19 protein-coding genes are annotated in these 17,493 nt (G+C 70.5%); 4 read left to right on the top strand and 15 right to left on the bottom strand.

Translation table 11 applies throughout. The annotated features are described in order from the left end of the window. Positions 1-356 precede the first annotated feature (356 nt). The gene (locus tag ABT114_RS31740) at positions 357-1,025 is read left to right on the top strand and encodes a potassium channel family protein (RefSeq protein WP_351146344.1); all 669 of its coding nucleotides are present in this window, start codon (positions 357-359) and stop codon (positions 1,023-1,025) included. Further along, a complete protein-coding gene (locus ABT114_RS31735) occupies positions 1,025-1,702 on the top strand; it encodes a potassium channel family protein (protein WP_351146343.1) in 678 nt (225 codons plus the stop codon). The genes ABT114_RS31740 and ABT114_RS31735 overlap by 1 nt, the downstream gene beginning before the upstream one ends. Before the next feature lie 109 nt (positions 1,703-1,811). Here the strand turns inward: ABT114_RS31735 and ABT114_RS31730 are convergent, their stop codons facing one another. The 9 genes from ABT114_RS31730 to ABT114_RS31690 all read right to left on the bottom strand — a co-directional run bounded on the left by ABT114_RS31730 (position 1,812) and on the right by ABT114_RS31690 (position 10,582). After that, positions 1,812-2,564: a DUF3159 domain-containing protein gene (locus tag ABT114_RS31730; protein ID WP_351146342.1), complete on the bottom strand. Its 753-nt coding sequence runs from the start codon at positions 2,562-2,564 to the stop codon at positions 1,812-1,814. 3 nt (positions 2,565-2,567) lie between these two features. After that, a complete protein-coding gene (locus ABT114_RS31725) occupies positions 2,568-2,966 on the bottom strand; it encodes an OB-fold nucleic acid binding domain-containing protein (protein WP_351146341.1) in 399 nt (132 codons plus the stop codon). Positions 2,967-3,154: 188 nt separating this feature from the next. Further along, complete coding sequence (locus ABT114_RS31720) at positions 3,155-3,871, bottom strand: response regulator (protein ID WP_351146340.1); 717 nt, start codon at positions 3,869-3,871, stop codon at positions 3,155-3,157. Beyond that, positions 3,865-6,411: an ATP-binding protein gene (locus ABT114_RS31715; protein ID WP_351146339.1), complete on the bottom strand. Its 2,547-nt coding sequence runs from the start codon at positions 6,409-6,411 to the stop codon at positions 3,865-3,867. Before ABT114_RS31715 ends, ABT114_RS31720 begins: the two co-directional genes overlap by 7 nt. A 146-nt stretch (positions 6,412-6,557) precedes the next feature. After that, entirely contained in the window at positions 6,558-7,250 is a 693-nt protein-coding gene (locus ABT114_RS31710; protein WP_351146338.1) for an ABC transporter ATP-binding protein, read from the bottom strand. A gap of 79 nt (positions 7,251-7,329) precedes the next feature. After that, positions 7,330-8,508: an alginate lyase family protein gene (locus tag ABT114_RS31705; protein WP_351146337.1), complete on the bottom strand. Its 1,179-nt coding sequence runs from the start codon at positions 8,506-8,508 to the stop codon at positions 7,330-7,332. Positions 8,509-8,677: 169 nt separating this feature from the next. Next, positions 8,678-9,439, bottom strand: coding sequence for a DUF3710 domain-containing protein (locus tag ABT114_RS31700; protein WP_351146336.1), 762 nt, complete (start codon positions 9,437-9,439; stop codon positions 8,678-8,680). A 1-nt stretch (position 9,440) separates the two neighbouring features. After that, positions 9,441-10,001, bottom strand: a complete 561-nt coding sequence (dut, locus tag ABT114_RS31695; protein ID WP_351146335.1) for a dUTP diphosphatase — start codon at positions 9,999-10,001, stop codon at positions 9,441-9,443. Continuing rightward, a complete protein-coding gene (locus ABT114_RS31690; RefSeq protein WP_351146334.1) occupies positions 9,998-10,582 on the bottom strand; it encodes a PaaI family thioesterase in 585 nt (194 codons plus the stop codon). Before ABT114_RS31690 ends, dut begins: the two co-directional genes overlap by 4 nt. A gap of 58 nt (positions 10,583-10,640) precedes the next feature. On the opposite strand from ABT114_RS31690, the gene ABT114_RS31685 reads away from it, so the two are divergent. Further along, a complete protein-coding gene (locus ABT114_RS31685; RefSeq protein WP_351146333.1) occupies positions 10,641-11,105 on the top strand; it encodes a DUF3093 domain-containing protein in 465 nt (154 codons plus the stop codon). Positions 11,106-11,209: 104 nt separating this feature from the next. Here the strand turns inward: ABT114_RS31685 and ABT114_RS31680 are convergent, their stop codons facing one another. From ABT114_RS31680 to ABT114_RS31665, 4 genes are all read right to left on the bottom strand, one after another. Next, a complete protein-coding gene (locus ABT114_RS31680) occupies positions 11,210-12,145 on the bottom strand; it encodes a hypothetical protein (RefSeq protein WP_351146332.1) in 936 nt (311 codons plus the stop codon). Positions 12,146-12,158: 13 nt separating this feature from the next. Further along, a complete protein-coding gene (locus ABT114_RS31675; RefSeq protein ID WP_003993510.1) occupies positions 12,159-12,455 on the bottom strand; it encodes a DUF4193 domain-containing protein in 297 nt (98 codons plus the stop codon). 397 nt (positions 12,456-12,852) lie between these two features. Further along, positions 12,853-14,085, bottom strand: coding sequence for a sensor histidine kinase (locus ABT114_RS31670; RefSeq protein ID WP_351146331.1), 1,233 nt, complete (start codon positions 14,083-14,085; stop codon positions 12,853-12,855). Between the two features lie 6 nt (positions 14,086-14,091). Beyond that, complete coding sequence (locus ABT114_RS31665) at positions 14,092-14,745, bottom strand: response regulator transcription factor (RefSeq protein WP_009340866.1); 654 nt, start codon at positions 14,743-14,745, stop codon at positions 14,092-14,094. Between the two features lie 415 nt (positions 14,746-15,160). Between ABT114_RS31665 and ABT114_RS31660 the strand changes: the two genes are divergently transcribed. Next, complete coding sequence (locus ABT114_RS31660) at positions 15,161-15,334, top strand: hypothetical protein (protein WP_351146330.1); 174 nt, start codon at positions 15,161-15,163, stop codon at positions 15,332-15,334. 82 nt (positions 15,335-15,416) lie between these two features. Here the strand turns inward: ABT114_RS31660 and ABT114_RS31655 are convergent, their stop codons facing one another. Together ABT114_RS31655 and ABT114_RS31650 are read right to left on the bottom strand one after the other, a co-directional pair. Next, positions 15,417-16,232 (bottom strand): inositol monophosphatase family protein, encoded by an 816-nt coding sequence (locus tag ABT114_RS31655; protein WP_351146329.1) that lies wholly within the window; start codon positions 16,230-16,232, stop codon positions 15,417-15,419. Between the two features lie 8 nt (positions 16,233-16,240). Next, positions 16,241-17,368, bottom strand: coding sequence for a ferrochelatase (locus tag ABT114_RS31650; RefSeq protein ID WP_351146328.1), 1,128 nt, complete (start codon positions 17,366-17,368; stop codon positions 16,241-16,243). Positions 17,369-17,493 lie beyond the last annotated feature (125 nt).

Here is a 17,493-nt window from a genome sequence, read left to right as displayed (position 1 = left end):
CCCACCCGCCGAAGAGGCGACGCGACGGCCGTACTCGAACACACCCCGCGTCACGGTCCTCCATACGTCGGCGGAGGTCGCCGCCAGAGGGCTGCCGTTCGTCTCATGGATCACGGCGGCCCGAGCCGGCCGTCACGCACCAGGCCCTGTCGTATCCGACGCCGGGCGGGCCTTCCACGGCCGCGCCCGTGCCAATGCGTACGCGGATGCTGGCACGGACGACGTTGCAGCATAAGCTCGTTTCGGGGCAACGCCGCATGCTGTTGCCCCGTTGTTGCCCGGCAGACTGAGAGAGAAGAGTGAGCAGCGTGTTTTCGCAGGTCAGCGGGATGACCAGGACTGCGGGGTAGGGCTAGGTGCACATCGTCATCATGGGCTGCGGCAGAGTGGGTTCCGCTCTCGCCCAGACCCTGGAGCAACAGGGGCATACGGTCGCCGTGATCGACCAGGACCCCACCGCCTTCCGACGACTGGGCTCCTCTTTCGGCGGCCGTCGGGTCACCGGGGTCGGCTTCGACCAGGACACCCTGCGCGAGGCCGGCATCGAGGAGGCCGGCGCCTTCGCGGCCGTGTCCAGCGGCGACAACTCCAACATCATCGCGGCGCGCGTGGCCCGCGAGATGTTCGGCATCGAGAACGTCGCGGCCCGCATCTACGACCCCCGGCGCGCCGAGGTCTACCAGCGCCTGGGCATCCCGACGGTCGCGACGGTCCGCTGGACGGCCGACCAGATGCTGCGCCGTCTGCTGCCGTCCGGCGCCGAGCCGCTGTGGCGCGATCCCACCGGCGGCGTGCAGCTCGCCGAGGTGCACGCCTCCAGTGCCTGGGTCGGCCACCGGATCAGCGAGCTGCAGGAGGAGACGGGCGTCCGCGTGGCGTTCCTGACCCGCCTCGGCGAAGCGATCCTGCCCACCTCGCAGACTGTGCTGCAGGAGGGCGACCTGGTGCACGTGATGATGCGCAGCAACGATGTCGAGAAGGTCGAGGCGTCGTTCGCCGAGGGCCCGAAGGAGGGCGGTCACTGATGAGGGTCGCCATTGCCGGTGCCGGTGCGGTCGGCCGCTCGATCGCGGGCGAGCTGCTGGAGAACGGCCACGAGGTCCTGCTCGTCGACAAGGCGCCGACCGCCATCTCGGTCGAGCGCGTCCCGCAGGCGGAGTGGCTGCTCGCCGACGCGTGTGAGATCACGTCCCTGGACGAGGCCGCGCTCCAGCGCTGCAACGTCGTGATCGCCGCGACGGGCGACGACAAGGTCAACCTGGTCGTCTCGCTGCTGGCGAAGACGGAGTACGGCGTTCCGCGCGTCGTCGCCCGCGTCAACAACCCGAAGAACGAGTGGCTCTTCAACGAGTCGTGGGGCGTGGACGTGGCCGTCTCCACCCCGCGTCTGATGTCGGCCCTGGTCGAGGAGGCGGTGAGCGTCGGCGACCTGGTCCGGCTGCTGCGCTTCAGCCATGGCGACGCCAACCTCGTCGAACTGACCCTGCCGGAGGAGTCGGCCCTGGCCGGCACCCAGGTCGGCGATGTGGAGTGGCCCGAGGACACCTCCCTCGTCACCATCATCCGCGGCACCCGCGTCCTCACCCCGTCCCAGGAGGACTCCCTGGAGGCGGGCGACGAACTGCTGTTCGTGGCCGCGCAGGCCCGCGAGGAGCAGCTGGAGGACCTGCTGTCGGTGCGTCGTGAGGACACGTCGAGCTAGTCGCCCCGAGGGGTTACGACGATGGGGGCGCCCGGAGATCTCCGGGCGCCCCCATCGTCGTAGACGCGGCTGAGGTGCCTATCGGTCGCCGTACACGCGGCTGAGGTGCCTACCGGCGGTGGCGTCCGCCCGTCGCTTCGCCTTGCTCCGCGGCCAGCGCGGCCTTGCGCTCCTCCTCGGCCTTCTCCTCCGCCTCCATCTCGGCGAAGACGTCGATCGGCGCGGGCGCCTTCGCCAGGAGGAGCCAGGTGATCCAGACGGCGAGCAGGAAGGGCGGGATCTTCAGAGCGACCAGGACCCAGCCGAGCTGGGCGGTGTTGGCCCACCAGTACAGCGGGAAGATGATCGCGCACTTGGCGAGCAGGATCAGGCCCCAGGCCCAGCTGGCCTTGGCGTACGCCTTCTTGCGGCCCGGGTTGCGGGTGCGCCAGGAGAGGTTCTCCTTGAAGACCGGGCCGAGGATCAGGCCGATCAGCGGGACGCCGCACAGCGTGGTGATGATGTACGCCAGTGCCAGGCCCAGCGTGTAGAGCATGCCGGGCAGGTAGAAGTCCTTGGCGTTGCCGGTCATCATCGCGAACACGACACCGAAGGCGACGCCGAAGACACCGCTGAAGGCGTGCTTGACGGTGTCCCTCATCACGAGCCGGACCACGACCAGGACGAGCGACACGGCCAGCGCGGCGATCGCCGACCAGTGCAGGTCCTTGTTGATCGTGAAGATGGTGACGAAGAGCAGGCCGGGCAGCACCGTCTCGACCATGCCCCGCACCCCGCCGAACGCCTCGAAGAGCGCGGCCTCCGTCACCGCCCGGGCGTCATCCTGCTGGGTGTCCTGGGTCGGCTTGTCGAGCGACGTCACCGGCTACTCCCGTCCGAGGGGTCTCAGTTCGTACTTGGGGTTGAACAGCACCCGGCGGCCCCGGCTCATGGAGATCCGGCCCGACGCGATCAGCCTGCGCCCCGGTTCTATCCCCACGATGGAGCGCCTGCCGAGCCACACCACGTCCAGTGCGGCGGAGCCGTCGAACAGCTCGGCCTCCAGGGCCGGGACTCCGGCGCGCGGCCGCAGGGTAACCGTGCGCAAGGTACCAGTAACCGTAACGATCTGCCGGTCCTGGCAGTCACCGATCCGGACGCAGCCGGCGGTCTCGGCGTCCTCCCGCAGCTCCTCGGACTCCAACTCCTCCTGCGAGGAGGAGAGCCGGTCGAGCATGCGCCGGAACCGGCCCACCGGCTTTTCGGAACGAGGAACACCACTCATATCTGAAGCGTACCGGGATGCACTGTCAGCAACGTACCCACCGTGCCGACGCTCGAACCGGTCCCCGTGCCCGGCTCCGCAACGCCGCGTCCCTCTCGCCGCTCACTTCTCGAAGCGATAACCCATCCCCGGCTCCGTGATGCCACATCCCCCGGGGGCCAACCCCCGGACCCCCGGCCCGCCGCCGCTCACTTCTCGAAGCGATAACCCATCCCCGGCTCCGTGATGAAGTGCTTCGGGTGCGAGGGGTCCGCCTCCAGCTTGCGGCGCAGCTGGGCCATGTACACCCGCAAGTAGTTCGTCTCGGTTCCGTAGGAGGGTCCCCACACCTCCTGGAGCAGCTGCTTCTGGCTGACCAGACGGCCGGTGTTGCGCACCAGCACCTCCAGCAGGTGCCACTCCGTGGGCGTCAGACGCACGTCCTTCCCGTCCCGGGTGACCTTCTTCGCGGCCAGGTCGACGGCGAACTCGTCGGTCTCCACCATCACTGCGTCCTCGTCGGCCCCGGCGGGCTCGGCCCGGCGGACGGCGGCCCGCAGCCGGGCCAGCAGCTCGTCCATGCCGAAGGGCTTGGTGACGTAGTCGTCGGCGCCCGCGTCGAGCGCCTCGACCTTCTCGTCGGAGGAATGCCGCGCGGACAGCACCAGGATCGGCACCCGGGTCCAGCCGCGCAGCCCCTTGATGACCTCGACGCCGTCCATGTCCGGCAGGCCCAGGTCGAGGACGATCACGTCCGGGTGGCGGGCCGCGGCGAGCTGGAGCGCGGTGGCTCCGTCGTGGGCCGCGTCGACCTCGTACTTGCGCGCCCTGAGATTGATCACGAGGGCGCGCACGATCTGCGGCTCGTCGTCGATCACGAGCACCCTCGTGGGGGTCTGGGGGGTCCCCCCGGTCGGGCTCACCATGTGACCTGCCTTTCGGGCTGTACGGGAGGGAGAAACTCAGAGCGCGATCCTGCCGCGCGGAGGGTGAGAACCATGGTGAGGCCGCCGCCGGGGGTGTCCTCGGCGTCGAGGGTGCCGCCCATCGCCTCGGCGAAGCCGCGGGCCACGGCGAGGCCGAGGCCGACGCCCGCTCCGCGCGGGGCGTCGCCGTAGCGCTGGAAGGGTTCGAAGATACGTTCCTTGGCGTCGTCGGGGACGCCAGGGCCGCGGTCCACCACGCGTACCTCGACCCGGTCGGCGATGGCGCTGGCGGCGACCAGGACGCGCTCGTCGCTCGGGCTGTACTTGACCGCGTTCTCGACCAGGTTGGCCACCACCCGCTCCAGCAGCCCGGCGTCGACGGCGACCATCGGCAGGGTCTCGGGGACGTCCAGGTCCACGCTGTCCTCGGGGACGCCGCCGAGTGCCATCGGGACGACCTCGTCGATGTCCGTCTCCCGGATGATCGGGGTGACGGTGCCGGTCTGGAGGCGGGACATGTCGAGCAGGTTGCCGACCAGGTGGTCGAGGCGGTCGGCGCCGTCCTCGATGCCCTCCAGGAGTTCCGCCCGGTCCTCCTCGGACCAGTCCACGTCGTCGGACCTGAGGCTCGACACGGCCGCTTTGATCCCGGCCAGCGGCGTACGGAGGTCGTGGCTGACGGCGGCCAGCAGCGCGGTACGGATGCGGTTGCCCTCCGCGAGCCTCCGGGCCTGGTCGGCCTCCTCCTGGAGGCGTCGGCGGTCCAGGACGACGGCGGACTGCGCGGCGAACGCGGCCAGTACGCGGCGGTCCTCGGCGGGCAGCACCCGGCCCGTGAGCGCCAGCGCCATGTGGTCCCCGACCGGCATGTCCACGTCCGCGTCCTCGGGCCGTTCCAGCGGCCGCCCCAGGCCCACGCGCCCCGCGCAGGTCCAGGGCGCCACGTCGCTCTCCCGCTCCAGCAGCGCCGCCGACTCCATGCCGAACGTCTCGCGCACCCGCTCCAGCAGCGCCTCCAGGCTGGTCTCCCCGCGCAGCACATTGCCGGCCAGGAAGGAGAGGATCTCCGACTCGGCCCGCAGCCGGGCCGCCTGGTGGGTACGCCGGGCCGCGAGGTCCACCACGGAGGCCACCGACACCGCGACCCCGACGAAGATCGCGATGGCCACGATGTTCTTCGGATCGGCGATCGTCAGCCGGTGCAGCGGGGGCGTGTAGTAGTAGTTCAGCAGGAACGATCCGACGGCTGCCGAGGCGAGGGCCGGCAGCAGCCCGCCGAGCAGGGCCGCCGCCACCGTCAGCGACAGGAACAGCAGCATGTCGTTGGCGAGGCCCAGGTTCACGGTGTTCAGCAACAGTGCCAGGACCGCCGGGCCGGCCACGCCGACCAGCCAGCCCGAGACGATCCGGGCCCGCCCGAGCCGCGCGCCCCTGGCCACGGGCAGCCCGCGCCCCTTGCCCGCCTCGCCATGGGTGATCAGGTGGACGTCGAGGTCGGGCCCCGACTCCCGGGCGACCGTCGCTCCCACGCCCGGCCCGAAAACGTACTGCCAGGCCTTGCGGCGCGAGACACCCAGCACGATCTGCGTGGCGTTGACCCCGCGCGCGAAGTCCAGCAGCGCCGCCGGTATGTCCTCACCGACGACATGGTGGAACGTGCCGCCCAGGTCCTCGACCAGGGTCCGCTGGAGGGCCAGCTCCTTCGGCGAGGCCGACGTCAGCCCGTCACTGCGGGCTATGTACACCGCCAGCACCTCACCACCGGCACCCTTCTCCGCCAGCCGCGCCGCCCGCCGGATCAACGTCCGGCCCTCCGGACCACCGGTCAGACCGACCACGATCCGCTCCCGCGAACCCCAGATCGCCGACACCCGATGCTCACTGCGGTACTCGTTCAGGTACTCGTCGACCCGGTCCGCCACCCACAACAGCGCCAACTCCCGCAGCGCGGTCAGATTCCCCGGCCGGAAATACTTCGACAGGGCCGCGTCGACCTTGTCCGACCTGTAGATGTTCCCGTGCGCCATCCGGCGGCGCAGCGCCTGCGGCGACATGTCGACCAACTCGATCTGGTCGGCACGGCGCACCACCTCGTCCGGAACCGTCTCCCGCTGCCGCACCCCCGTGATGGACTCCACGACATCCCCCAGCGACTCCAGATGCTGGATGTTCACCGTCGAGACGACATCGATCCCGGCGGCGAGCAGCTCCTCCACGTCCTGCCAGCGCTTGGCGTTGCGCGAGCCCGGGACGTTCGTATGGGCCAGCTCGTCCACCAGGGCGACAGCGGGCGCGCGCCGGAGCACCGCGTCGACGTCCATCTCGGTGAAGACCGTGTCCCGGTAGCCGAGCTCCTTGCGCGGGATCTGCTCCAGGCCGTGCAGCATCACCTCGGTACGTGGCCGGCCGTGGTGCTCCACGAACGCCACCACGCAGTCGGTACCGCGCTCCACCCGCCGGTGCGCCTCGGACAGCATCGCGTACGTCTTGCCGACGCCCGGTGCCGCACCGAGATAGATCCGAAGCTTGCCGCGTGCCATGGCCCCATTGTCTTCCCGTGACTACTGCGTACGCAGCGTCGACCTTACGGTCAACGATGTCGACAAATAGGGCGAGGAATGGGGCAGGGGGCGTCTTTGACACAACCCTGACGCGCCGGGCGGGGGGGCCTACCGCCCGGCGGGGCCTACTGCTCGGCCACTTCCCCGTCCCTCAACTCGAGCACCCGGTCGGCCAGGTCCAGCAGAGTCGCATCGTGGGTGGCGACCAGGGCGGTGACCCGTTCACTGCGGACGACGGCGCGCAGCAGCTCCATGACGGCGTGACCGGTCTCCGCGTCCAGCTGGCCGGTCGGCTCGTCGGCGATGAGGAGTGCGGGGTTGTTGGCGAGGGCGCGGGCGACAGCGACCCGCTGGCGCTGGCCGCCGGACAGCTCGCCGGGCCGCTGGGCCGCGTGGTCGGCCAGGCCGACCAGGGAGAGCAGCAGTTCGACGCGCTCCTCGCGCTCGCGCGGGTCGGCCCGGCGCAGCCGCAGCGGCACCCCGATGTTCTCGGCGGCGGTGAGGATGGGGATGAGGCCGAAGGACTGGAAGACGAAGCCGACGCGGTCCCGGCGCAGAGCGAGCAGCCCGTCCTCGCCGAGCTCCGCCAGGTCGAGCCCGTCGACGGTGACCCGGCCGGTGTCCGGCTCGTCGAGTCCGCCGACGATGTTGAGGAGCGTGGTCTTGCCTGAGCCCGACCGGCCCTTGAGGGCGACGAGCTCACCTCGCGGGACCTCGAAGGAGACGCCGCGCAGCGCGTGGACGGCAGCGGCGCCACGGCCGTACGACTTGTGGACGTCCTCGACCCGCACCATGGTCTCGGTGACCACCCGGCTCATGTGCCCTCCCCCGTGCTCCCCGTGTCCCCCGTGGACCGGGCGCCAGTATCACCGCCGGGCGCCCGGCCGTTCAACGGTTTCAGTTCGGGTTGTCCCCGTGGGTGAGGGTCTCCCAGGCTACGAACAGGTTGTTGCTGCCGGCCGGACGGTTCTGCAGGGTCAGTGTCTGGGTGTTGGTCATCGCGATGCCCAGCCGGTTGTGCAGGGCGTTGTAGCCGACCTCGGTGACCGGACCGAGCCCGAGAGTGAGGGAGCCGCCGCACAGCCAGCTCGGGACGGCCGTACCCAGCTGGTACTTGGACTGGAAGCCGAGTGCCTGCCGCAGCCGCTCGCCGACGTCGGTGCCGTACAGGTCCTGGCCCTGGATGCGGCTGGTCTCGGCGATGTGCGAGATGGACGAGATGCCGTACCCGGTGTGCGTGAGGTCGCGGCAGGTCTCCTGGGTGAGGCCGGTGACGAAGGTGGACTGCCCCTGCCAGTAGTTGACGATCTTCGCGGTGGTGTCGAGGTTCTGGCTCGGCACGGTCTTCGGCACCGAGCCGTCGGAGGACAGGTAGACGTACGCGGCCGTCCGCGTCCGGAACGTCGCCATGGCCTTGTCGTACGACGTCTTGTCCTCGAGGAAGACGGAGATGCCGACGGCGGCCTCCATCATCGTCAGTTCCCAGTTGCCGTTGGAGTTGGAGCCGCCTATGACCTCGGGGAGGTAGACGTCGCGGAGCATGGTCGCGAAGCGGCCGGAGTTGGTCCACGTCCCGGTGTACGTGTACTTGATGATCTCGGCGGCCTTGGTCCAGGAGGAGCCGGCCCAGCCGGTCTGCAGCGGCGCGTTGCTGTTGGTGTGGTCCTTGATCACGGCGGACCAGGCGTCCATCAGCGCGATGGACTTCTGCGCGTACCGGGCGTCGCGCGTGATGTACCAGGCGAGGGCGTCGGTGTACGCCGCTATCGCGTCCTCACGCTCGTCGGTGCAGCCGTAGTTCGGGTTGGAGTACGAGCCGCACTCGACGGTCGCGCGGGGCGCCGGGGTGCGGTTCAGGTCGGCGTACTTGCTTGCCAGCATCTGGTCGTACGCGCCCTTCCAGGGCTGAGCGCCGGCGTTGACCTGGGTGCGGGCGAAGTCCAACTGGCCCTTGGAGACGGTGACTCCGGGGTGGACGAAGGTGGCGGGGGCGGCGTCGGCGTGGCGGGCGGCGGGCCAGACGAGGGCGCCCGCGACGAGGGTGGCGACGGTGGCGAGGAGTGCGGTACGGCGCATGGTGGGGGGCCATCCGTTCTCGTATGTGAACGATGAGCGCCTGCATGAACAGTGCGCTGGGCCGAGACCATAGGTACAGACCAACTGGCCGTCAAGGGATCGCGCATGAGCCCGCACATGGCGGTGGGCCGTACCCCGTCGGGGTACGGCCCACCGCGTACGACTGTGCTCAGCGAACCTCGGTGATCTCCGGCCCGCGCTGCAACTGCCCCATGCCGCCGGAGAAGCGCGAACCGGCCTCCTCCTGCTGGACACCCTCGGGGACCATCTGGGCGTCGTTCGGCAGCTTCAGGACGATCGGGTCGCGGGGCGCCATCGGGCCCTCGCCGCGGACCACGACGGTGTCCCGGAAGATCTGCTCGAGCAGACCGGCCGCCTGCGGCTGCACCGCGCCCTGGCCCGAGATGACACCACGCAGGAACCAGCGGGGACCGTCCACGCCGACGAAGCGCACGACCTGGAAACCGCCCGTGCCGTCGGGCAGCTGGACCGGTACCTGGGCCCGCAGTTCCCAGCCCAGCGGACCCTCGACCTCGTCGACGATGCCGCCCTGCTGGGTGATGCCCGAACCGATCTCCTCGCGCACCTCGCCCCAGATGCCCTCACGCTTGGGAGCGGCGAAGGCCTGGAGCTGGATGGCACTGTCGCGCAGCACGACGGTGGCCGCGACGATCGCGTCGCCGGCGACCTCGACCCGCAGCTCCATGCCGTCGACTCCCGGCACGAACAGACCGCCGAGGTCCACGCGGCCCTCGCCCGGGTCGCGCACCTCGGTGTCGTCCCAGGGCCCGTCGGGCCGCGGCTCGGGCTCGAGCCTCACGCGCCCGCGCCCGCCCTCTTCGTCCGCCTCGGTGTCGACGCTGTCGACGACCTGCTCGGCCTCGCCGGCCGCATCCTCGGCGGCACCCTTCTTCTTGCGACGTCCGAACACGTCACTGTCCTTCCCGGTCGGATACGACCGAAGCGTATCTACACCCACCCGTTGTGCCGCCCTCGGCGGCCTGACCGCTTGTGCCGCTCGCGCCGCCCACCGCGCCATGGCCGCCGGTGGACCCGAAGCCCCCCTCGGCCCGTGCCGAGTCGGGAAGCTCCGCGACCTCCTGGAAGCGGACCCTCTCGACCTGCTGGACAACCAGTTGAGCAATCCGGTCGAAACGCTCGAACCGCACGGACTCGCGCGGGTCGAGATTCACCACGATCACCTTGATCTCCCCACGGTACCCGGCATCAACCGTCCCCGGGGCATTCACCAGGGCGACACCGCAGCGGGCGGCGAGACCGGATCGCGGATGCACGAAGGCCGCGTACCCCTCGGGGAGCGCGACAGACACCCCGGTGGGCAGGACGGCCCGCTCGCCCGGCTGCAACTCACAGCTCTCGGTGGTGCGCAGGTCGGCGCCCGCGTCACCGGGATGTGCGTACGCCGGAAGCGGTACGTCGGGATCGACACGCCGGATCAGGACGTCCACGAGGTCACGGCCGACGGGGCTCACGGGTTCACCTCGAAGGCGCGGACACGCCGGATCTGGTCCGGGTCGCTCATGGCGGCCTGGATCTCCGCGTCGCGGCCATGGTTGACGAAGTGCTCGACCTTGACCTCGACGAAGAGGGCGTCGGCCCGGACGGCGACGGGCCCGTCGGGTCCGCCGATGCGTCCGGTGGCGGTCGAGTAGATCTTCCGCCCGGCCACCGCCGTCACCTCCGCCTCCAGATGCAAGGTCGTGCCGACAGGCACCGGCCGTACGAAGTCGGTCTCAAGCCGTCCGGTCACGGCGACGGTCCGCAGCAGCCAGTTCAGCGAGCCGAGGGTCTCGTCGAGCGCGGTCGCGAGCACACCGCCGTGCGCGAGCCCGGGAGCGCCCTGGTGGGCGGGCTGCACGGTGAACTCGGCGGTGATCGTGACGCCCTCGCCGGCCCGCGCCTCGAGGTGCAGCCCATGAGGCTGCTCGCCACCACACCCGAAACACTGTTCATAGTGGGCGCCGAGGAGCTCGCCGGGTGCGGGAGCATCGGGGTGCCGCACCGGTTTCACGGCATCGACGGGAGGCTGAAGAGCTGGGGAAGTACCACTCACAGCCGCAGACCTTACCCGCGCGTCGGCGCGATCCGGACACCGTGCCAAGCTTGACTCCATGCAGCTCTCCGCCACCCCGTACGAAGAACGCCTGACCGCCCCCCGCTCGTGGTGGCTGATCTCGTTCCTCGTGGGCGTCGCCCTCGCCCTGATCCTGCTCCCCTTCGGCACGCTGCCGATGCTCGGCGGTCTCGTCGGCGGCACGGCGGCCGCGGCGGTCGCGGCCAGCTCCTACGGCTCGCTCCGCATCCGCGTGGTGGGGGACTCCCTGATCGCCGGCGAGGCGAAGATCCCCCTGTCGGCCCTCGGCGAGGCGGAGGTCCTGGACGCCGAGGAGGCCCGCGCCTGGCGCACCTACAAGGCCGACGTACGCGCCTTCCTCCTGCTGCGCGCCTACATCCCCAAGGCCCTGCGTGTCGAGGTCACGGACCCGGACGACCCCACGCCGTACCTGTACCTGTCCACCCGGGAACCGGAACGCCTGGCGGAGGCCCTGAAGGCCGCCCGGGCGGCCGCGGCGTAACGCCTGGGCCCCGCGGGGGTCGCGGGCCTTCCGACGGCCGGGAGGCGGGCTGGAAGGCCGTGGGGCGACTCACAGGGGCCGACGGCACCCGCGGGCGGTACGTCTCAGCGCCCCAGTTCCTTCGAGATGTCGCCCAGCTGCACCGGATCCGCCGGGGGCTCCAGCGGCGGCAGCTCGGGCAGCGCGTCCCAGGGCACCTGCATCTTCCGCAGGTCTGCCCGGATCCGCGCGGCAAGTTTCTTCGTGTCACGGCGGTTCATGACCGCGCCCACGGCGGCCCCGACCATGAACGGCATCAGGTTCGGCAGGTCCCGGACCGTCCGCTTCATGATCTGCTGCCGAAGCTCGCGCTTCATCTTGCCGCCCAGGGCCGAGTTGACCGTGGCCGGCTTCAGCACGTCGATCCCGCGCTCGCCCGACCATGAGCGCAGATACGCGGTGCTGCGGTCCTTCAGCTGTCCCGGCGGCCGCACGCCGTACACCTCATGGAGCTCGGCGATCAGCTTCAGTTCGATCGCCGCGACCCCGGTGATCTCCGCGGCCAGTTCGGTGGGCATCGCGGGCGGCACGGGGAGCATCGCGGCCGCCCCGATCCCCGCTCCGACGCTGGACGTCGCGTTCGCGGCGCCCGCCACGAGCTTGTCGGCGAGCTGCTCGGGCCCGAGGCCCGGGAACTGCCTGCGGAGCGTCCCGAGGTCCCGCACGGGGACACGCGGGGCGATCTCGATGATCCGGTCGGCGAGGTACGCCAGGCCCGCCCTGGCGCGGCTGCCGCCCTTGCGGACGCCCTCCTTGGCCAGGTCGGTGGCCTTGTCGCGGATCGCCGCGGCCCGTCGCCTGGCGACGGGCGCGGGACTCTCCACCGGCGCCGGGAGGTCACCCCGGTCGCCTGCCGGTTCGAGCGAGGCTGAGCCGGACGACTCAGTCGTACCGGATGAGCCCCGCTCGTCGTCACGCACGCCGTGAGGGCCGTCGGACGGCCCTTGGTCCGCCTTCCCCAGGGGGAAGCGGCGCTTCCGAGGAGGGGTCGAGCCAGTCACGGCCGACCCGTCCTCAGTCGCAGTCGCGGCAGATCGGCTGGCCGTTCTTCTCGCGGGCCAGCTGGCTGCGGTGATGCACCAGGAAGCAGCTCATGCAGGTGAACTCGTCCTGCTGCTTCGGCAGCACTCGGACGGCCAACTCCTCGTTCGAGAGGTCGGCTCCGGGCAGTTCGAGGCCCTCGGCGGCCTCGAACTCGTCGACGTCGACGGCCGAGGCCGACTTGTCATTGCGGCGAGCCTTCAGCTCTTCAAGACTGTCCGAGTCAACGTCGTCGTCGGTCTTGCGTGGGGTGTCGTAATCGGTTGCCATGGTCGCTCTCCCCCTCTGGGTGTCTGCGGGTGTCTCCAGCGCACGTAACGCGTGAGAGGCCGGACTTGTGCCCGACCCGAGGCGGAGATTTTGCCTCACATCAAGGTCTGTTACTCAATCGACACCCAACCGGACCCCTCAAGAGTGATCGGCTTGGATGGCGATCGGGACCGTACACGGTCCGACGGCCGCTCTTCAAAGGCGTCTCACCGTGTACTTCCCGTGATCAGGACCTGCGAAAACCCGGATTTTCCCGGCTTTACGACACCAGCCATGATCACGGAGAGTAGATGGCCTGAAATTCGCCCTTGTGATCGATCACACATGGAACTGATCGTCGATTGCCCTGAAAATTCCGCGCAAAGCGAACATGTCCGCGTGTGTCGGCGACATGATCTCAGATGGGAAGCGTGACCCGCATCACGAGCCCGCCCCCCTCCCGCGGCTGGGCCGCGATGTGCCCGCCGTGCGCCCGGGCCACGGACCGCGCGATGGACAGGCCGAGGCCGACGCCCTTGTCGCTGCCCGTGCGCTCCGTACGCAGCCGTCTGAACGGCTCGAAGAGATTGTCGATCTCGTACGCCGGTACGGCCGGTCCCGTGTTCGACACGACCAGGACCGCCTGGCCGTGCTCGACCTCCGTGGTGACTTCCACCCAGCCACCCCCGGGGACGTTGTAGCGCACGGCGTTCTGCACCAGGTTCAGGGCGATCCGCTCCAGCAGCACGCCGTTGCCCTGGACGACGGCGGGCTTCCGCTCGCCGCGGATCTCCACGCCCTTCGCCTCCGCCTCGGCGTGCACCTGGTCGACGGCCTGCTCGGCGACCTCGGCGAGGTCCACCGGCTTGCGCTCGACGATCTGGTTGTCGCTGCGGGCGAGCAGCAGCAGGCCCTCCACGAGCTGCTCACTGCGCTCGTTGGTGGCCAGCAGCGTCTTGCCGAGCTGCTGCAGCTCCACCGGCGCGTTCGGGTCGGACAGGTGGACCTCGAGGAGCGTGCGGTTGATCGCGAGCGGCGTCCTCAGCTCGTGCGAGGCGTTGCCGACGAAGCGCTGCTGGGCGGTGAAGGCACGCTGAAGGCGCTCCAGCATGTCATCGAAGGTGTCGGCCAGCTCCTTGAACTCGTCGTCCGGGCCGTCCAGCTCGATCCGACGGGACAGGTCCGAGCCCGCCACCGCGCGCGCCGTGCGGGTGATCCGGCCGAGCGGGGAGAGCACCCGGCCGGCCATGGCGTAGCCGAAGGCGAAGGCGATCACGGCGAGGCCGAGCAGGGTGAGCAGAGAGCGGCTGAGCAGGTCGTCCAGGGCGTGCTGGCGCTGCTCGTTCACGCACTCGCTCATCGCGTGGTTGAGCTCGCTCGCGGTCGTCTGGGTCGGGAAATTGCAGATGTCGCTGGTGACCTGACCCGAGATGATCTTGAAGGGCAGATCGCTGCCCACGTTCAGGGCGTTCGCGGCCAGCAGGTAGATGATCGACAGCAGCAGGATGCCGGCGATCAGGAACATGCCGCCGTACAGCAGCGTCAGCCGTATCCGGATGGTCGGGCGCAGCCACGGGAAGGGGGGCTGCGGCCTCCTGGGGTCCCAGGTGGGTTTCGGGGGCGCCTGGGGCGGCGCGGGAGTCGTGGCCACGGTGGATCAGATCCGGTAGCCGGAACCGGGGACAGTGACGATGACGGGCGGCTCGCCCAGCTTGCGGCGCAGGGTCATGACCGTCACGCGCACGACGTTGGTGAACGGGTCGGTGTTCTCGTCCCAGGCCTTCTCCAGCAGCTGCTCCGCGGAGACGACCGCCCCCTCGGAGCGCATCAGCACTTCCAGGACGGCGAACTCCTTGGGTGCGAGCTGGACCTCCTTGCCGTCGCGGAAGACCTCGCGGCGGTTGGGGTCGAGCTTGATGCCGGCCCGCTCCAGGACGGGCGGCAGCGGCACGCTCGTCCGCCGGCCGAGGGCACGCACGCGCGCGATGAGCTCGCTGAACGCGAAGGGCTTGGGCAGGTAGTCGTCGGCGCCGATCTCCAGGCCCTCGACACGGTCGCTGACGTCGCCGGACGCGGTGAGCATCAGCACGCGCGTGGGCAGGCCGAGCTCGACGAGCTTGCGGCAGACGTCGTCGCCGTGGACGAGCGGGAGGTCGCGGTCGAGGACGACCACGTCGTAGTCGTTGACGCCGATGCGCTCCAGTGCGGCCGCACCGTCGTACACGACGTCGACGGCCATGGCCTCCCGGCGCAGTCCGGTGGCCACCGCATCGGCGAGCAGTTGCTCGTCCTCGACGACGAGTACGCGCACGTCGCTTGTCCTTCCTGTGTCCACCCGCGTAGCGCCTTGGGCACACGCGGGCAGGGGGTCTTCGTGGGTGTGTGGCGTCCATCCTGCCCTTTTCGGTCATAAGTCGGCCGTAAGACGGGTGATCGGGCTCCGAAGCGCGGGTGATCGGCCGGGAACAGCAGATTTTCTCGTCGGGTTGAGGTTTCCGCGGAAGGGAGTGGGGGGAGGACCGTTTACACCCCGCGATCACGCTCTGCTTGTGCCGCAACACCATGCGGCACGTCGCCGTCCGCTTTCCGCAGAGTGGGCGTGGGTGTCCGGCACCGTGGCCGCCCGGCAATGGGCTGCGCCGGGCACCCATGGGAGACGTGATCGCCCCTTCCGAACGGCACACCCCCGTGCCATCGGCCCACGACCCAGGACGAGGGGGCGCAGCATGGACGCTTTCACCGCAGGACTTCTGCAGCGCATAAAGGCGACCGAGTCCGACCTGACGCGGGCTCGTGACGAGGGCGACGACTTCCTCGTCGAGGTGGAACAGGGCGAGCTCGACGACCTGCGCCGCCTCGCCGCCGAGCACGGCGTTGAGGTCGGCGTGTCCGCCGTCTGACCGGTTCGTACGTACGACAGCGGGGCCCCGGGCGATCCAGTGCCGGGGCCCCGCTGTCGTCGTACGGCGTCTTGGCCGGCTCTCAGTCGTGCCAGGCGCCGAAGTCCTCCAGAAGCCGCTGGAGGGGTTCGAAGACGCCCGGGGTCCCCGCCACCGTGAGGTCGCGTGAGGGGCGCTCCGAGGGGCGTCCACCGGTCAGGGCGCCCGCCTCACGGGCGATCAGGTCACCCGCGCCGTAGTCCCAGGCGTGCAGTCCACGCTCGTAGTAGCCGTCGAGGCGGCCCGCGGCGACGTCGCACAGGTCGACGGCGGCCGAGCCGCTGCGCCGAATGTCACGCAGCAGCGGGATCAGCTTTTGGGCGACCTCGGCCTGGTGCGCGCGGACCTCGGTGACGTAGTTGAAGCCGGTCGAGACCAGGGCCTGGTCGAGGGGCGCTGCGGGCCGGCAGGCGAGCCTGCGCTCGCCGTCCCAGGCTCCGGTGGCCCAGGCCCCGCCGCCGCGGACCGCGTGGTACGTCTCGCCGCGCATCGGGGCCGCCACCACCCCGACGACGGTCTCACCGTCCTGCTCCGCGGCGATGGACACGGCCCAGGTCGGCAGCCCGTAGAGGTAGTTGACCGTGCCGTCGAGGGGGTCGATCACCCAGCGGACGCCGCTCGTGCCCTCACTGGAGGCGCCCTCCTCTCCGAGGAAGCCGTCGGCGGGGCGGTGGTCGGCGATCAGGCCGGTGATCAGTTTCTCCGCCGCGATGTCCATCTCGGTGACGACGTCGATCGGGCTCGACTTGGTGGCCGCGACCGCGAGGTCGGCCGGACGGCCGTCCCGCAGCAGCTCACCCGCGCGGCGGGCGGCCTCCTGGGCGAGCTCGAGCAGTTCCGTGTGCAGGGGGTCGGTCACGGTGTTCCTCACGCGTAGGGGCTGTCGGCGCCGGCGGCGGCGGGCCGGGGGGCGCGGGCCGGGCAGCAGCCGACCGGGCAGAGGTTGTGGCTCGCGCCGAGCGCGCCCAAGGCGCAGGGCGTGACCTCCTGCCCGCGCTCGCTCCCGGCGCGCTCCAGGATCAGCTCCCGGATCGCGGCGGCGAAGCGCGGGTCGGCACCGACGGTGGCCGAGCGGCGCACCGGCAGTCCCAGCTCCTCGGCCTTGGCCCTGGCCTCCGTGTCGAGGTCGTACAGGACCTCCATGTGATCGGAGACGAAGCCGATGGGGGCCATGACGACCGCCGGGGCGCCGGCCGCGTGCCGCTCCTCCAGGTGGTCGCAGATGTCGGGCTCCAGCCACGGGATGTGCGGGGCGCCGGAGCGGGACTGGTAGACGAGCTGCCAGGGGTGGTCGACGCCCGTGCGCTCACGGACGGCGTCGGCGATCAGCTGCGCCACGTCCAGGTGCTGCCTGACGTACGCCCCGCCGTCGCCGTGCTCCTCGGCCGGGCCGGAGGCGTCGGCGGCGGAGGTCGGGATGGAGTGGGTCGAGAAGGCGATGTGCGCGCCGTCCCGGACGTCCTCGGGGAGGTCGGCGAGGGACTCGATCACCCCGTCGATCATGGGCTCCAGGAAGCCGGGATGGTTGAAGTAGTGCCGCAGCTTGTCGATCTCCGGCAGCTCCAGGCCCTCGGCCTCCAGGGCCGCGAGCGAGTCCGCGAGGTTCTCGCGGTACTGGCGGCAGCCCGAGTACGAGGCGTAGGCGCTGGTCGCCAGGACAAGGACGCGGCGGCGGCCGTCGGCGACCATCTCGCGCAGGGTGTCGGTCAGGTAGGGCGCCCAGTTGCGGTTGCCCCAGTAGACCGGCAGGTCCAGGCCGTGGCCGGCGAAGTCCTTGCGGAGGGCGTCCAGCAGGGCGCGGTTCTGGTCGTTGATGGGGCTGACCCCGCCGAACAGGAAGTAGTGCTGTCCGACTTCCTTGAGGCGTTCCTTGGGGATGCCGCGCCCGCGCGTCACGTTCTCCAGGAACGGGACCACGTCGTCCGGACCTTCCGGGCCGCCGAAGGAGAGCAGGAGCAGGGCGTCGTAGGGGGTGGCATCGAGCGCGTCTGGCATGAGTCGATCCTGCCACCCGGCACCGACAGCCGGGATCTCGGCCCGCACCCCGGGTGCGTTAGGGTCACCTAACCCGTAAGCTGTATCAGCTTTCTTCGCGCCTTACCGGATCCCCGGAGACACCC

It is taken from the genome of Streptomyces sp. NPDC002088, assembly GCF_040296605.1.
Taxonomy (GTDB): domain Bacteria; phylum Actinomycetota; class Actinomycetes; order Streptomycetales; family Streptomycetaceae; genus Streptomyces.
Note: the sequence above shows the minus strand (reverse complement) of the source record. Positions and strands in the feature narration are given on the sequence as shown.